Annotated in this window: 10 protein-coding genes; 6 read left to right on the plus strand and 4 right to left on the minus strand. The window is 56.8% G+C overall.

Translation table 11 applies throughout. The features are described 5' to 3' along the window. A partial coding sequence (locus RISK_RS23680; protein ID WP_047816810.1) for a dockerin type I domain-containing protein occupies nucleotides 1–1,397 on the plus strand: 1,397 nt, incomplete at its 5' end. A 38-nt stretch (nucleotides 1,398–1,435) separates the two neighbouring features. On the opposite strand, the gene RISK_RS23685 is transcribed toward RISK_RS23680, so the two are convergent. The 3 genes from RISK_RS23685 to RISK_RS33245 form a co-directional block, all read right to left on the minus strand. Beyond that, complete coding sequence (locus RISK_RS23685; RefSeq protein WP_236696629.1) at nucleotides 1,436–3,658, minus strand: sulfatase-like hydrolase/transferase; 2,223 nt, start codon at nucleotides 3,656–3,658, stop codon at nucleotides 1,436–1,438. Between the two features lie 102 nt (nucleotides 3,659–3,760). After that, nucleotides 3,761–5,182 carry a sulfatase-like hydrolase/transferase gene (locus RISK_RS23690; RefSeq protein ID WP_047816811.1) on the minus strand — a complete coding sequence of 474 codons (1,422 nt, stop codon included), beginning with the start codon at nucleotides 5,180–5,182 and terminating at the stop codon, nucleotides 3,761–3,763. 52 nt (nucleotides 5,183–5,234) lie between these two features. Then, on the minus strand, nucleotides 5,235–5,423 hold the full coding sequence (locus tag RISK_RS33245) for a hypothetical protein (protein WP_047816812.1): 189 nt from the start codon (nucleotides 5,421–5,423) through the stop codon (nucleotides 5,235–5,237). A 24-nt stretch (nucleotides 5,424–5,447) separates the two neighbouring features. Between RISK_RS33245 and RISK_RS23700 the strand changes: the two genes are divergently transcribed. The 4 genes from RISK_RS23700 (at nucleotide 5,448) to RISK_RS23715 (ending at nucleotide 11,833) form a co-directional block, all read left to right on the plus strand. Next, complete coding sequence (locus tag RISK_RS23700) at nucleotides 5,448–6,947, plus strand: sialate O-acetylesterase (protein ID WP_047816813.1); 1,500 nt, start codon at nucleotides 5,448–5,450, stop codon at nucleotides 6,945–6,947. Nucleotides 6,948–6,964: 17 nt separating this feature from the next. After that, nucleotides 6,965–8,332, plus strand: coding sequence for a sulfatase (locus RISK_RS23705; RefSeq protein WP_047816814.1), 1,368 nt, complete (start codon nucleotides 6,965–6,967; stop codon nucleotides 8,330–8,332). A 154-nt stretch (nucleotides 8,333–8,486) separates the two neighbouring features. Further along, nucleotides 8,487–9,719: a glycosyltransferase gene (locus tag RISK_RS23710; RefSeq protein ID WP_047816815.1), complete on the plus strand. Its 1,233-nt coding sequence runs from the start codon at nucleotides 8,487–8,489 to the stop codon at nucleotides 9,717–9,719. 200 nt (nucleotides 9,720–9,919) lie between these two features. Continuing rightward, nucleotides 9,920–11,833: a TolC family protein gene (locus RISK_RS23715; RefSeq protein WP_047816816.1), complete on the plus strand. Its 1,914-nt coding sequence runs from the start codon at nucleotides 9,920–9,922 to the stop codon at nucleotides 11,831–11,833. A 147-nt stretch (nucleotides 11,834–11,980) separates the two neighbouring features. On the opposite strand, the gene RISK_RS23720 is transcribed toward RISK_RS23715, so the two are convergent. After that, on the minus strand, nucleotides 11,981–13,243 hold the full coding sequence (locus RISK_RS23720) for an efflux RND transporter periplasmic adaptor subunit (protein ID WP_236696630.1): 1,263 nt from the start codon (nucleotides 13,241–13,243) through the stop codon (nucleotides 11,981–11,983). A gap of 341 nt (nucleotides 13,244–13,584) precedes the next feature. On the opposite strand from RISK_RS23720, the gene RISK_RS23725 reads away from it, so the two are divergent. Further along, nucleotides 13,585–14,859, plus strand: coding sequence for a glycosyltransferase (locus tag RISK_RS23725; protein ID WP_047816818.1), 1,275 nt, complete (start codon nucleotides 13,585–13,587; stop codon nucleotides 14,857–14,859). Nucleotides 14,860–14,867 lie beyond the last annotated feature (8 nt).

Consider the following 14,867-nt stretch of genomic DNA (forward strand, 5'->3'; position numbering starts at 1 on the left):
TGACCGCGGCCGGTTCGACTGACAGTGACGGAACGATTGCCAGCTACGCCTGGGATCTCGACGGCGACGGCGAGTATGACGATGCCACGGGCGTGACCACGGCATTTGCAGCGACCGCCGCAGGAACATTCACCGTCGGCGTGCAAGTCACGGACGATGAAGGGGCGACGGGAGTTGATACCACGACCGTGACCGTTTCAGTGGTCCCGGCCACCCCCGGTTTGGTCGTCAACCAATCCGCCGGATCGACGGTGGTCAATGAAAATGGAACCAGTGACAGTGTGACCGTTTCTTTGGCCAGCCAGCCAACGGACGATGTCACCGTGACCATTTCCAGTGGTGACACGGGCGAAATTTCAGTGGGCACCGCTGCACTGACTTTCACCCCTGACAATTGGAATGTTGATCAGACGTTCGTCGTCACGGGAGTGGCCGACGGGATCGTTGATGGTGATCAAACGGTCGACGTGACGCTCACGGTGTCCAGTCAAGATGCAGATTACGCTGCGATTTCAGATTCTGAAATTGTTGCAACCAATCAGGACACGGACACCACACCGGACATCCCAGCTCAGATCATCACGCCGGACTTTGTTGTTCGTCCGCATCTGATCTCCGCGGGCAGTGTGCAGACCGCGATTCTGTTTGTCGCCCATGCCACGGGAACGATGACAGTTGTGCCCATCGGCACCGCGTCGGTGGGAGAAAGCATCCGCATTCTCGATGGCGACGTTCAGCAGGTCAGTCAGTTTGTGAACGGTGCCGCTCAAGCCACGGTGAACGCGGGTGGGCTGTATGCGATCATCTTTGAAGCCCATTCCAGCGACCGGATGTACTCCGTTGGTTCGACTGCCGGAACAGACGCTTTCTCGTTGACCGCAACAAACAACTTCTTGCAACCCACCGACACCAACGGTGATAGCCAGACCACGGCCTTGGATGCATTGGTGGTCGTCAATCGACTGAATGAAATGTCGGATGCAGCGGGAGAGCCTGTGTCGGATCCATCTTGGGTGGACGTCAACGCAGACGGTGCGGTCACGGCTTTGGATGCGTTGATCGTGATCAACCAGTTGAATCGAAGTCAGGATCCTGGATCGGACTCCACACCCGCCGGCGAGTCGCTCGAGGCATGGGATTTGGCTGCTCCGGTGCAAGTCTTCTCATTGCCAAGTGCTAATGAGGACAGGACTGAATCAGAAGAGTTGGGGATCGATGCTTCAGTGTCGGAAGTCGCCTCCTCCAACACTTCATTGAATGGTGGTCTCTTGCATCAAGATTTGGTGGATCAAGCGTTTTGCGATGCGTTCATCGATGGAGTGGATGACGATTCCGACGATTCGCACACCGATCTGCAACTCTTGACCGACGACGGGTTCGATCTGAGTTGGCTATGATTGGTGGCGGCACCTGGGAACCATCGGCGGTCTGTTGATTAGTCCGCCTGGTTGAGTTGGTCGATCCATGCAGCGTGCTGCTTTTTGATCGCTTCCATGGCTGGATCGCCCGCGAGGTTGTGCCATTCATTGGGATCGTTGTCGTGATCGTAAAGCTCTTCCGATCCATCGATGTAGCGAATGTAACGCCAACGTTGTGAGCGAACCGTGTGGTTGCCGGCTTTGGTGGAGGTGAGTGCGGGGCGGTCCCAGGCGGCTTTTGGATTATCTAGCAGGTGCTGGAAACTCAAGCCTTGCAGATCGCTTGGCGGGGACAGGTTGCAGAGGTCAGCCAGGGTCGGGTAAATGTCGATCAGTCCCACGGTTCGTTCACTGACGCTGCCGTTGCCGGCCGCGTTGGGAGTTCGCACGATCAACAAACTGCGGGTGGATTCTTCCCAGGGCATCCATTTGCGCCAGTGATGTTTTTCTCCCAGATGCCAACCGTGATCGGAGCACAGGACCACGATTGTGTTGTCGGCGTGAGGGCTGTTGTCCAGATGCGTCAGCACTTGTCCGATGCAGTCGTCCACCAAGGCAACGCAGGCATGGTAGGCGTGAACCAACTCTCGTCGGTAGGTTGGGCTGTACTGGCGGACGGCTTCTTCCGCGATCAGTTTGCTGCGATCGAGCACCCACCGACGACCGATTTCTGGGACATCATCCAGGTCGTTTTCAAGTATCTCCGGCAAGGTCAGGCTGTCTCGATCGAACTGATCGAAGTATCGCTTCGGGGCCGTCATCGGTGTGTGAGGTTTGTAGAAACCCAGCGATAGAAAAAACGGTTGGTCGTGTTGTTCGTTGAGTTTCTCAATTCCCCAAGCCGCGATTTGCTCGTCCGGCATGCCGCCTTCTTCAATGTCCAGCGCGGCCCAGGCCAAGGAGTCTTGGGCGTCTTTGCCGAATCGTTCGGCAAATTGTCGACCGTTTGGTGGTTCCGGTCCCCAGCGAAGAGTCTTGGGGCCGATCTCATCCCAGTAGGCCTTCTTGCCGTGATCGTTGTGATAGATCTTGCCCATGCACATCGTTCGATACCCATGCTCGCCAAACCAAACGGGCATGTGTTTCGCTTGGCGATACGCTTCATTGGCTGACTTGGATGAGTTGTTGTAGATGCCAGTTTTGGAGGCATACATGCCGGTCATGAACGAGGCTCGTGACGCATAACACAGAGCCACCTGGCAATGGGCGTTGTTGAACAAGACGCTTTGTTGTGCCAACCGATCCAGGTTCGGTGTCTGGGCATCCGGGTTGCCACCCAAGCAGCCGACCCAGTCGTTCAAATCATCGACGGTGATGAACAACACGTTGGGTTTGGTCAGGTTGCTTTGCTCCGAGATCGCGGGCATCTCGCCCGGTTCTGGAATGGGAAGCTCACGCATCGCGGCCGAGTAACGTTCTCCCAGTAGCAATTGACTGGGGGCATCGAAGTGAGTGCCAGGATCCCACGTCTGGGTGCCTTCGGACGAAACCAGCCCGACGGTGGAGTCGCCGGCGGCGACCGCTTGAATCGCGGCGCGGACGCTGTCACGTTTGCCGTTGTCAAAGACCTCACCGACAACGACCGGCAGTTCGGGAACGCCTACGTCTTCTCGAATGCGAACGATCAGTTCTTCCAGCCGGCGTTGATAGACCTCGGTGCTGGACTTGGAGTCCGACTCGCCTTGGTGCCAAAGCATTCCGCGAATGGCGAACGAATCGCCTCGTTGGACCAGTTCTTTGGTCGCCATGCGGATGGTTTCGATGAAATCGCGATACCGTTGTCCCTGGCTGCTGGGATCCCCCTGCACACCGGGTTTCCAATCAACTCGCAAACTGCTGCCGCCCTTGGAACCTTTGATCAACGCCAGTTTGCGATCCGGGTTGGCCTGCAGCATGGATCGTGCGAACCCGATTTCAGGTCCAAACTTTGGTGAAGGAAGCTCGCCTTTGTACCCCGGTGGCATGCTGAAACCGGGAGCGAGCGGTTGCCAACCTTCGCTGGAGTGAGGCACATTGCGGTAGAAAAGGATGGCGTCTTCGAATGGCTGTTGCTGTTCTTCAGTCAGCTTGCTCGCAAGTCCCCGCCCATCCATGTTGGACTGGCCGGCGAGAAGATAGACGTCGTATTCCTCCGCTGCACTGACGGCGTGAAATGCGATCAGGGTGCAAGCCAACATGACGCCACGGATCGCGGGTGCAAGAGTTTGGGTCATCTCGGATTCTTTCAGTTTGGATTTCACGCGAACCTCCGTCCGCAGACAGAGGTCGGGTCGAGAGAGCAAAGTTGGGTGGTGGTTGGGAGCAGGAGTCAATCCACAGGCCAGGTGCCGGATGGCCGCGATTCAGTATCGATAGTCCGCCCCATCGCGACTCCGCTGGCAGCTCGCATCCAGGAGCTCAAGCTCTTTGCGAAGTCGTTCGGCTTGTTCTGGCTGTTCGGCGGACAAATCCTTTTTCTCAAACGGGTCTTTGGCGAGATCGTACAAACGCACGCGACCGTTTTTCTTCGCTTCTCGAAGCAGTTTCCAGTCGTCTGAGATGATCGCTTGGCCATCGATGCCTTGGTGCAATCTGCGATAGCCAAAGAACAGGCTCCGGTCTCGAGCCTTGGTTTCGCCGCGAATCACCGGCATCAAGTCGATGCCATCGATGGGGCGGTTGGCTTTGGTTGCCATCGAATCACCGACGATCGACGCCACCGTCGGTAGGAAATCCACCGTGCTGCATCGGACGTCGGTGGAAGTGCCCGCCGGAATCGTCCCGGGCCACTCGACACAGGCGGGAACCAGCAGGCCGCCTTCGTACATGGTGTGCTTGTGACCTTTGAAGGGTCCCGCTGAGGCGACCTTCCTCTTCGTCAAACCATCGGAGGGGCCATTGTCACTGCAGAAGAAGACCACCGTGTTCTTCTCGATGCCAAGCTCACGGAGTTTGGTTCGCAAGCGTCCGATTTGCTGGTCCATCGCTGTGATGCAGCCGTAGTAGTTCTTTCGTTTGCTGCCGGCTTGGGGGTACAGCTTTTGAAACTCGTCGCCAGCGACCACCGGTTCGTGAGGTGCGTGGAACCAGACCGTTGCTAGAAAGGGTTGGGATTGGTTGGCTTCAATGAACGGGATCACACGATCCATGATGACGCGACTGTCGTCACCCGACAAATTCTCCTTGGCTTCGACGCCGTTGTGAACGTAGGGAAAGCCACCTTTCCACGGTTCACCCGGCTTGTTGCCCCAACTGTCCCAGTCGTCGGGTGTGACGGTTGGGTTCCACGTCGGCACCGCACTCGTGGTGGCGAAGTACTCATCGAAACCATGATGGGAGGGAGGGGAGTAGAAACCTCTTGTGCCGACTTCATCGGGCTTCACCCAGCCGATGTGCCACTTGCCGAACATGCCAGTTGCGTACTCTCTTTTCTTGAGCATCTCAGCAATCGTGATTTCGCCCACTCGCATGCCGCCGGTGTGAGCCGCCAGAATGCCAAAGCGAAATGGGTAGCGACCGGTGAGGCAGCTGCCGCGTGTCGGTGAACAAAGGGGGGCGGCAGCGTAAAAACGGTCGAATCGAACTCCCGCCGCGGCCATCGCATCGAGGTGGGGCGTCTGCACAACCTCGTTGCCGTTGAAGCCGACATCGCCCCAGCCTTGATCGTCGCTCATCAACAAAATGATGTTGGGCGACGTGCTGTCATCGGAAAACGCAAGCGAGGTCGACAGCGGAACTGCGAGAAGAAACGCAACGAGGGCGCGGATGAGCGATGGGGATTTCATTGCCGACTTCGGGGGATGCAGAGGAGGAAATGAAAAAAAGGTAGGCCGTATGTTAGTCCCCCGCCCGTGTCCACGCAGGGGTGGCGAAGGACGTTGCGGCGGAATAGCGGTGGGGAATCACTCGCCATCGGGTCGGGACTTCAGTGAACGCATCCAGGAACTCATCGCCCTGGTCGCCGCCGTGCTTTGCTTTCAATGTCGGTTGAAGGATAATCCTCGGGTCTTGCGTTTCGTTGACCATCGAATGATTGCTTGCTGAGTCGCTATGTTTCGTGTGCTGTCCGCTGTTTTGCCGTGCTGGCTGATCCTCGCTTCCACAGCGGTGGTCGCCGAAGTGGAAACCTCCCAGCGAACGGCTTTGCGGCTGTCCGGCATGTTTGGTGACCGCATGGTGTTTCAGCAAGAAACCAACGCACCGGTTTGGGGAACGGTTGATCCGAACGCGATTGTTGCGGTGACCCCATCGTGGTCCGATCAAACCGTTCAATGCCAAGCAGACTCCGATGGGAAATGGCAGGTCAGGATCAAGACTCCCAAGGCGGGAGGGCCATTCCAGGTTCACGTGAGCAGTGGCGAGACGACGATCCAGTTGACCGATGTTTTGGTGGGGGAGGTTTGGATCTGTTCCGGTCAGTCGAACATGCAGTGGAAGATGCGTGGCTTCGGTGTGGATCATTTCAAAGAGGACGTGGTCCAAGCCAAGTACCCGCAAATTCGCTTTTGCGATGTGCCTCAGATCTTGGCACTGGAAGGACAAGACGACGTCCGAGCGAAGTGGACCACCTGCAGCCCACAAACCGTTCTCAACTTCAGTGCGGTAGGTTACTTCTTTGGCTCGCGACTGCACCAGGAATTGGACGTGCCGATCGGGTTGATCTCGAGCAACTGGGGTGGTTCCTCCGCTGAGGCTTGGGTGAGCCCCGAAGTTTTGAAAGAAGACTTCCCTGAGTTCAACCAACCGTTCGCGATCCATGCGAAATTGGCGGATGAGGTTGGCATCACATTCCCACGCGGTCAAAAGGCTCCGCGAGGGTTGAATCAACTGAACCCAAGCGTGCTGTACAACAGCATGGTCCAGCCGCTGATCCCATTTTCTTTTCGCGGTGTGATCTGGTACCAGGGCGAATCCAACGTCAAGCAACCCGAGCAATACCGAACTCTGTTCCCAGCCCTGATTCGCGACTGGCGAAGTCGTTGGGGGACTGGCGATTTTCCGTTTTACTTTGTGCAAATCGCTCCCTTTGCGTACAAGCAGGAACCGATCAGTGCGGCCTTTCTACGGGAGGCACAAACGATGGCGTTGTCGGAACCCAACACGGGGATGGTGGTCACGATGGACATTGGTGATCCAACCAATATCCACCCAAAGAACAAGAAACCTGTGGGCGAACGATTGGCTGGGCTGGCTCTTTCCCGTGACTACGGTCGTCAAGACATCGTGGATTCAGGACCGCTCTTTCAAAGTCACGAGGTCGAAGGGGCATCCATTCGTCTGCACTTCCAGCATGTTGGCGGTGGGCTGACCACATCCGATGGCAAGTCACTGAGTCATTTTATCATTGCTGGAGCCGATCAAACGTTCGTCGCCGCCGACGCTAAGATCGACGGGGACACGATCGTCGGGCACAGCGACGCGGTCACTGAACCCGTTGCCGTGCGATACGCCTGGGGCAGTGGCGACACGCCCAATTTGTCTAACCAAGATGGCCTGCCTGCATCCTCGTTTCGAACCGATGATTGGCCAATCGTTCCAGAAAAACCGTGATCATGAGAACTACGAACATGAATGAGACTCGAACGATGCGTTTGTGGGTGGGGTTGCTGTTGGCGTCTTGCTTGAACGCCTGCTTGATTCCAACCACGACAGCGGATCAACCGCACATCCTGTTCATCATGGCGGATGACATGGGATGGAAGGATTTGCACTGCCAGGGCAACGAGGTGTTGCGGACGCCCAATATCGATGCATTGGCAGAATCAGGGGTGCGTTTCGACAACGCGTACGCGGCTTCCACGGTCTGTTCTCCAACACGTGCCGCTCTGATGACCGGGCTTGCTCCCGCGAGACTGCACATCACCCAGCATGGGGCGGATAGCAAGTCTTTTTGGCCCGAAGATCGATTGATTCAACCACCCGCAACCAAACATGAATTGCCTCACGAAACCACGACGATGGCGGAGCGATTGAAAGCAGCCGGATACACGACCGGCTTCTTCGGCAAGTGGCATCTGGGCGGCGACAAAAAGTACTGGCCAACTGAGCACGGTTTTGATGTCAACGTGGGTGGTTGCGGCCTCGGGGGACCTCCGACGTACTTTGATCCCTATCGAATTCCCGCGTTGCCGCCTCGCAAAGAAGGCGAGTACCTGAGCGATCGTTTGGCCGACGAAACGATTGAATTCTTGCGGCGTGAGAAGGACCAGCCGATGTTCGTGTGCTTGTGGACTTACAATCCACATTATCCATTTGAGGCACCGGAGGACTTGATCGAACATTACAAAGGCAAAGAAGGTCCTGGTCTGAAGAATCCCATCTACGGTGGCCAGATTGAAGCCACCGACCGCGCTGTCGGACGCGTGCTGCGTGAGTTGGATTCGCTCGGCATCTCGGACGAGACCTTGGTGGTGTTCACCAGTGACAACGGCGGTTGGTCGGGCGCGACTGACAACCGACCGCTGCGGAAAGGGAAGGGGTATCTGTTCGAGGGTGGTTTGCGAGTGCCACTGATCGTTCGCTGGCCCGGCGTGACGGAAGCGGCGACGGTGAATGAAACTCCTGTGATCAGCATGGATCTGACAGCAACCGTTTTGGATGCTGCAGGGGTCGGGCTTGCGGGCGATGAATCACTTGATGGCGAAACATTGCAACCGTTGTTCAGCGGTGGCAAACTCCAGCGTGATGCATTGTACTTTCACTACCCACACTTCGCGTTTCACAAAGACAATCGTCCTGGTTCGGTGATTCGCAGCGGCCAATACAAGCTCATTCTTCGTCATGACGACGATTCCGTTGAACTGTACGACTTGGAAGCTGACCTGAGCGAGACGAAGGATCTGGCCGCTGTTCACCCGGAGATCGCTCAGAAGTTGACGGGGCGTTTGACCGAATGGCTCCAGGAAACCGGTGCTGGAATCCCAACCAAGCGATAGGCAAGCTCCCTCTTGTTTCGCATCCTGGCGAAAGCGGTGGGCAATCAGGGCGCGCGATCGATCGCCTGACCTTCCGTGAAAGACGGTGGGCGACGATGTTGGGTGTGTCTCCCTCTGTTTTTCAACTGCAACGATTTTTCAGGAATGCTCCCGCGTGACGATCGCCATCGCTTTTTGTTGGGGTGTCTTCGTCATCGTGGCGATTCAGGCTGCGTTTTCGCTGATCTTTGTCGTGTGGATGTCGCGACGGGCGCGTTTGCCCGAACAGGCTTTCACACCCAAGGCAGCGGTCATCCTGTGTCTTCGCGGGGCGGACCCGTTTTTGAAGGAGTGCCTGCGAAGCTTGCTCGACCAGGATTACCCTGAGTTTCAGTTGCAGGTGGTCGTGGACAGTCAAGAAGATCCTTCACGAGCCGTTCTTCGCGAATTCGAATCCGACGAACGAGTGCGGGTCAGTGTCTTGCAGGATCCACCGGAAACATGCAGCCTGAAGTGCGCCGCGATTGTTCAGGTGATCCGAGGGCTCGATCCATCGTTTGAGGTCATCGCGTTGTGTGACGCGGACACGGTTCCCCACCGGACGTGGTTGGCTGAACTGGCTGCACCGCTGCAAGACCCAACGGTGGCGGTCACAACGGGCAATCGTTGGTACCAACCTCAGGATCCAACGGGTGCATCCTTGGTTCGATACCTTTGGAACATTCCCGCCGCCATCAACATGATCGTCTTTCGGATCGCTTGGGGTGGGAGCCTGCTGATTCGACGGCAGCTGATTGATGAAGCCGGTTTGCTGAAGAAATGGTCGCATGCATTTTGCGAGGACACGATGCTCGATCGAGTTGCGCGTCGTCAGGGGGATCGACAGATCTTCGTGCCCAACGTGATGGTCGTGAATCAGGAAACGTGCACCTTTGCTGACTTGATGAACTGGGTGCCTCGACAGTTGTTGACCGCGAAGCTTTATCATTCGAGTTGGCCAGCGACGGTCGGCTACGGGATCATCTCGTCGGCCATTCCGTTCCTCGCTGCAGTCGTTGCCGTGGTGGGATGGATGCAATCCGACTGGGAATCGATGCGGGCCGCTTTGTTCGCGTTCATCGCCTTCGAGATTTCGAATGTGGTGTTGGTTTTGATGTGTGAAACCAGCTTTCATCGAAGTGGATCCCACTGCGGTGCACCAACAAGTGGTTTGTCCACAGCATCGCTCGTGAAACTGCCGTTTTGGATCGTCATCAGCCAGATCGTCTCGCCGTTCTGGTTTTGCAAGTGCTTCTTCACGACCAAGGTGACTTGGCGCGGAATCGTCTATCACGTGCGTGGCGACAAGATTCAACGCGGGCCGCACACCTCGTATTCCGAGCCGGCACCGCAGTCCCGATCTCTTTGATCGACCAGGAAAATTGGGTGCGTTGGCGATCGCCTTTTGCCTGCTCCATTCTGGGCAATGCGTGTCAGCCGGGTGACTTTGCGGGTTAGGTGTTTCGTTTGGGACGTGCCGGTATTGCTGTCAGGGTCGGCCTACAACTCCGATAAACGTTCAGGTCCGACAATCTCAAAGCATGCATCCGAGGACTCAGCGAACCACGAATGCGTACTTCGCGATCATTCGAATTGACTCACCAAGCGATCGCATCGCTGCTGATCGCGTTGGTGACCAGCAGTTTCCCGGGGTGCCGGACGGCGGACATGCGTGCGCCACAGCAACCGGGGATGACGCCTTCGGATTGGTCCGCGATTTCGCTAGAGAAGCCCGTTGGGCAACCCGCCACTGGGCAGTCCAACCAACCGCCTGAGATCGCGACGGTTTCGCATCTCGAATCAGTCGTGCAGCGATCGCCACCAACCGCCGACGAGTTTAATCAACTGACGCCTTGGCATTTGTCGTTGGACGAAGCGATTCAGTTGGCGCTCGGAAACAGCCAGGTCATTCGCGACCAAGGCGGTCGAGTTTTGTCGTACCCGGACATGGTGCGAACCACGTTGGATCCGGCGGTGCTTCGCAACGATCCGAATCTGGGGCTCGACGCAAGCTTGTCTGCTTTTGACACCCAGTTCCAATCCAGTTTTGTTTGGAACGGCGACGGCAACTCAGTCAATTCCGCGTTCTCAAACGGCCAATTTGGCGTCTTTTCCCAGCCCGAGACGCTGGCGAGATTGGGTGTCGGCCGCATTCTGCATTCGGGAACGCAGGTGTCGATCGGCAGCATCGGTGGCTATGACGAGGATCTGGCCGGTGGGCTGTATGCGGCTTACGGAGCAGAAGTTCGGCACCCGCTGATGCGAGGGTCGGGAACCGAGATCAACGAGATCGCGGGCCCTTTGGCCAAACCCGGTGTGTACCGAGGCATTCGCATCGCCCAGATTGATCACCAGCAGGTCAGCCTCGGAGTCGAACAGGCCGTCTCTGAATTGGTGCGAGATGTGTCGATCGTGTATTGGGAGTTGTTCTTCGCCTATCAAGATCTCGAGGCCAAGCGGGTTGCCATGCAGAACACGCGGCAAGCGTGGCAATTGGAGCAGCAACGCGTCGAACAACGAGTCAGCCCGCCCGATGTCGAAGCGTTGGCGAGGCAGCAGTTCTATTCTGCTGAGGCCGCGGTTCGAAATGCAATCTGTGGCACGGTCCCGGGGCAAACCGGGGTCTACAACGTTGAGCTCAAACTGCGAACGTTGCTGGCGCTTCCAGCTTGCGACGACCGGCTGATCCAACCCATCGGACCTCCGCTGCAGGCACCGATCCGGTTTGATTGGCATGAAAGTGATGCGTTGGCGCAAGGCAGCCGAATCGAGCTTCGAAAACAACAGGCGATCATCGCCAAGCGTGTGCTCGAAATCAAAGCGGCGAAGAATTTGCAACGGCCCCAGTTGGATTTCATCGGGCAGTATCGACGACTGGCTGACGACCCGACCAATGACACCGAACTGTTCGGCAGTGCGTTGCAAGGTTGGCAGGTGGGAGTCGATTACAGTCGGCCGGTGGCGAACCGACGAGAGAACGCGGCGGTTCGGCATGCCCAACTTCAATTGCAGCGAGAGCGAGCGATTGCAGAGGAACAACGCCGACAAATCTCGGCACAGCTTCGCACCACATTCATTGACCTGGATCGCGCCTATGGCACCATGAACTCGATGGCAAAGAGTCGCGAAGCGTCACAGATCCGGTTGGCTGCTCAGTCGCAACGGCATGCCGAAGGCGAAATTCAAGTGGAAGACGTGTTGGAAGCCCAGATCCGTGCCACCAAAGCGGAGACCGAGTTTCAACGCAGTGTGGTCGACTACAACCTCGCATTCATCAAGGTCCACCACGCTCGGGGCACCTTGTTGCAAGCGATGGGAGTGGGTTTTGGTCAGCCAACCTACGACGAATGTCGATTCGCGTTGAACTCAGCGTCTGTGTTCGCCCGGCCTGAGAAACTCGACAACAACATGACTGGCACTCGGATCGCCAGTCCATCCGCGACGCAGCGAAGAGCAATGCCGCAAACGGGAACGTTTCGTTGACACTTGTCGCGGACGTTTGTGATCAAGCGATCCGTCTAAGCAGGTGCGGGGAGGGTAGGGAACAACCACGTGGGCCGTTTGGGCGTTCGCCCCGGTTGCGTGAGGGAACCGGGGCTAACGCCAAGCGGCTCACATACTCAATGGCGCTTACCGAAGTGTTTTCACTTTCGGAATGATTCTGGCCAGCGTGGTGCGTTTGACTTCGCCAACGACCACGGGTGAATGGTTGTCCAATCCGGTTCCAATCACTTCGGTCTGCACGCCGTCGTCGATACCGACGAGAACCGAGATCGCTCGAACTTTGCCGTCTTGCGCGGGGACCCATATGTAGGCGGTGTCGCCTTTGTTGGGGCCGTTGGATTCGTCACTCGGAGCGATCAAATCGGAGGCAATGGTTCGTTCCATCTGTTCCGATTCTGGCCACCACTGAAGAGCGCCCGTGGGCACCAGCCAAGCTTGTTCACGCTTGGTGATTTCAAATTCGACGTCCGTGGTCATGTGTGGCAAAAGATTCAAATCGGTTTGATCAATCGCCACGATCACGTCGTAGGTCACGAAGTTGCCGTGCATCCTGGCGTTGAGCAAGATCTCTTTCACGTGGCCCGTCATCACTTGGTCGCGATGGGCGTCAACGGTGAAGGTAACAGGTTGGCCTCGTTGGACTTTGCCGATGTCGCTTTCGCTCACGGATGCCCGGATTTGCATTTGGTCCAGGTCCTTCGCCAATAGAAAGAGTCCCGGATGACCAACGCTGACGTATTGGCCCAGGTTGGCGCGTCGGTCGATCACGATGCCGTCGATGGGGGATCGGACGTTGGTGTTCTCCAGGCTCACCTTGGCTTGATGAACTTCGGCTTCGGCTTCCTCCACTTTGGCTTTGCCAACCGCAAGCATTGCCGTCGCCATTTCATTGGCGGTCACGATCTCGTCGTAGACGCTTTGCGCGTTGGTCGATCGAAGGCGGTTGGCTCGATCAAGGTTTCGTTGCGATTGTTGAAACTGTGCCTCCAGCCGAACCAAGTCGGCCGTGGCCAATCGGTAAGCGGCATTGGCCTTTTCCAAAGCAATCTCGTATTGCTGCGTGTCCAGTTGGAAGAGCACGGTGCCTTCGGCAACACGTGAGCCAACACCGATGGGTTTGTTGGGATCGCGCGAGTCCATGCCAAAGCGAACAATCTTCCCGGCCACATCGGGGCCCACTTGGACGACTTCGTCGGGTTCGATGGTCCCGGTGGTGCCGACCGTGATGACCAGGTCTCGTCGCTCGACATTGACGGTGCGTAGTTCCGGCAATTCGTTGCGTTGACTGAACAGACGCCATCCGATCGCTGCCACAAGCAGGCAGCCAGTGGCAAGCGTGCCGATCAACAGACGGGACGACAGCGAGTGTTTTCTAGCGGGGTGACTCAAGCGGTCGTTCCTTGCCTCGACAGGACTTTTGTTTCGTCCGTCAATGATGTTTGTCGCACCGTTGACGCCAGTGCCATTGAAGTCTTGGATCGATCACCAATGCATGGACCTATTCCATTGGCATCCCTCCGTTTAGCAAAGTCGGTCCAGTGAACCAATAGCATTCGGGGGCCTGAATGGCTCTCGGCATGCAAAAAACGAACGAATGAGCGTGAAAAAGGCTTGGTCGAGTCGCGGTTGCGTTCGCCGCCAAAGTTGACCTCGCCACGGTGTTTGCGTAGCTTGCTGCCGGTCGTTCTTAAAATGATTCGCCGATTGTGGCCTCACTTCCAAATGTTCGCATGACTCTCCTTCACCTAGCGACATTTGCGTTTTGGGCACTCATCGGATTTGCTGTGGTCAATGCACTGTGCACAACGTTCACGCTGGTGGCACTGTTTCGGCACCGCCGTGAGAGGTCCGATGACAGGGAACTGCCACGGGTTGCCATTTTGTTGTGCTTGCGGGGTGCCGATCCTCAATTGGCGGGTGGCCTGCAGCGGTTGATGAATCAGCAGTACCCTGACTACGAAATTTTTATCGTCATTGATTCTGAGGCCGATCCCGCTTGGGGAGTGGTGAAACAGGGCGTTGATGACACGGGAGGCAAGTCCGCCGCGTGCCGGGTTCACATTTCGACGCTTCGCCAGCGACTGGAGACGTGCAGTTTGAAATGCAGTTCGTTGGTCCAGCTTCTGGATCAGATCGATGATTCGTTTGAGGTGGTTGTGCTTGCCGATTCTGATCTGGAAAGCCATCCCACTTGGCTGCGTGAGTTGGTGGCTCCGCTGGATGACCCTCGCGTGGGTGCGGCTTTTGGAAATCGATGGTTTCTTCCAACCGTTGGCTGGATGGGATCGCTCGTGCGTCAGGTTTGCAACGCGATCGGCGTCGTCACGATGCATCTCGGGCAAATTCCGTGGGGCGGATCTTTGGCGATCCGGGCGTCGGTGGTGAAAGAGAGCGGCTTGCGAGAGACACTGACCCGATCCATCGTCGACGATGGACCTGTCCGAGTGGCGTTGAGAGAACAGGGACTCAAGCTTCAATTTGTCCCCTCGTTGTTGATGGCCAATCGAGAAGACTGCGATTTGCGATTTGCTCACAACTTTCTCACTCGCCAATTGAAGTGGACGCAGACTTACATGAGCAGCCAATGGCCGATCATGTTGGTTTACACGTTGGGTGTGCTTGGCATTTATATGGTCACCTTGGTGTTGGCCATTGTTTGTACGCTCGTGGGATACCACGAGGAGGCATTTGGGTTTGTGGTCGGCTCCGCCATCTACAGCGGGACGGTCATGACGCTCTGGTTTTTGTTGGACGTCGCTGCCCGCCGAATCATCCGAGCACAGGGCGAGCCGGTTCCAGGATTCATTGGCGTCCAATTGTTGAAGCTTCCCATTGCGATGCTACTGGCGGTTGTCATTCATGTTTCCGCCATGGTTCGTGCGACGGTCCTTCGACGGGTGATCTGGCGGGGTGTGACCTACGAGGTGCTCGGGCCCAAAGAAGTCTCTTTGTTGAATGAAGAGGCGATGGAGACATCTCTGGAATCAGCCAACGTGTCACTTTGAAACTCGTG

Source organism: Rhodopirellula islandica, from assembly GCF_001027925.1.
In the GTDB taxonomy this organism is placed as follows: domain Bacteria; phylum Planctomycetota; class Planctomycetia; order Pirellulales; family Pirellulaceae; genus Rhodopirellula; species Rhodopirellula islandica.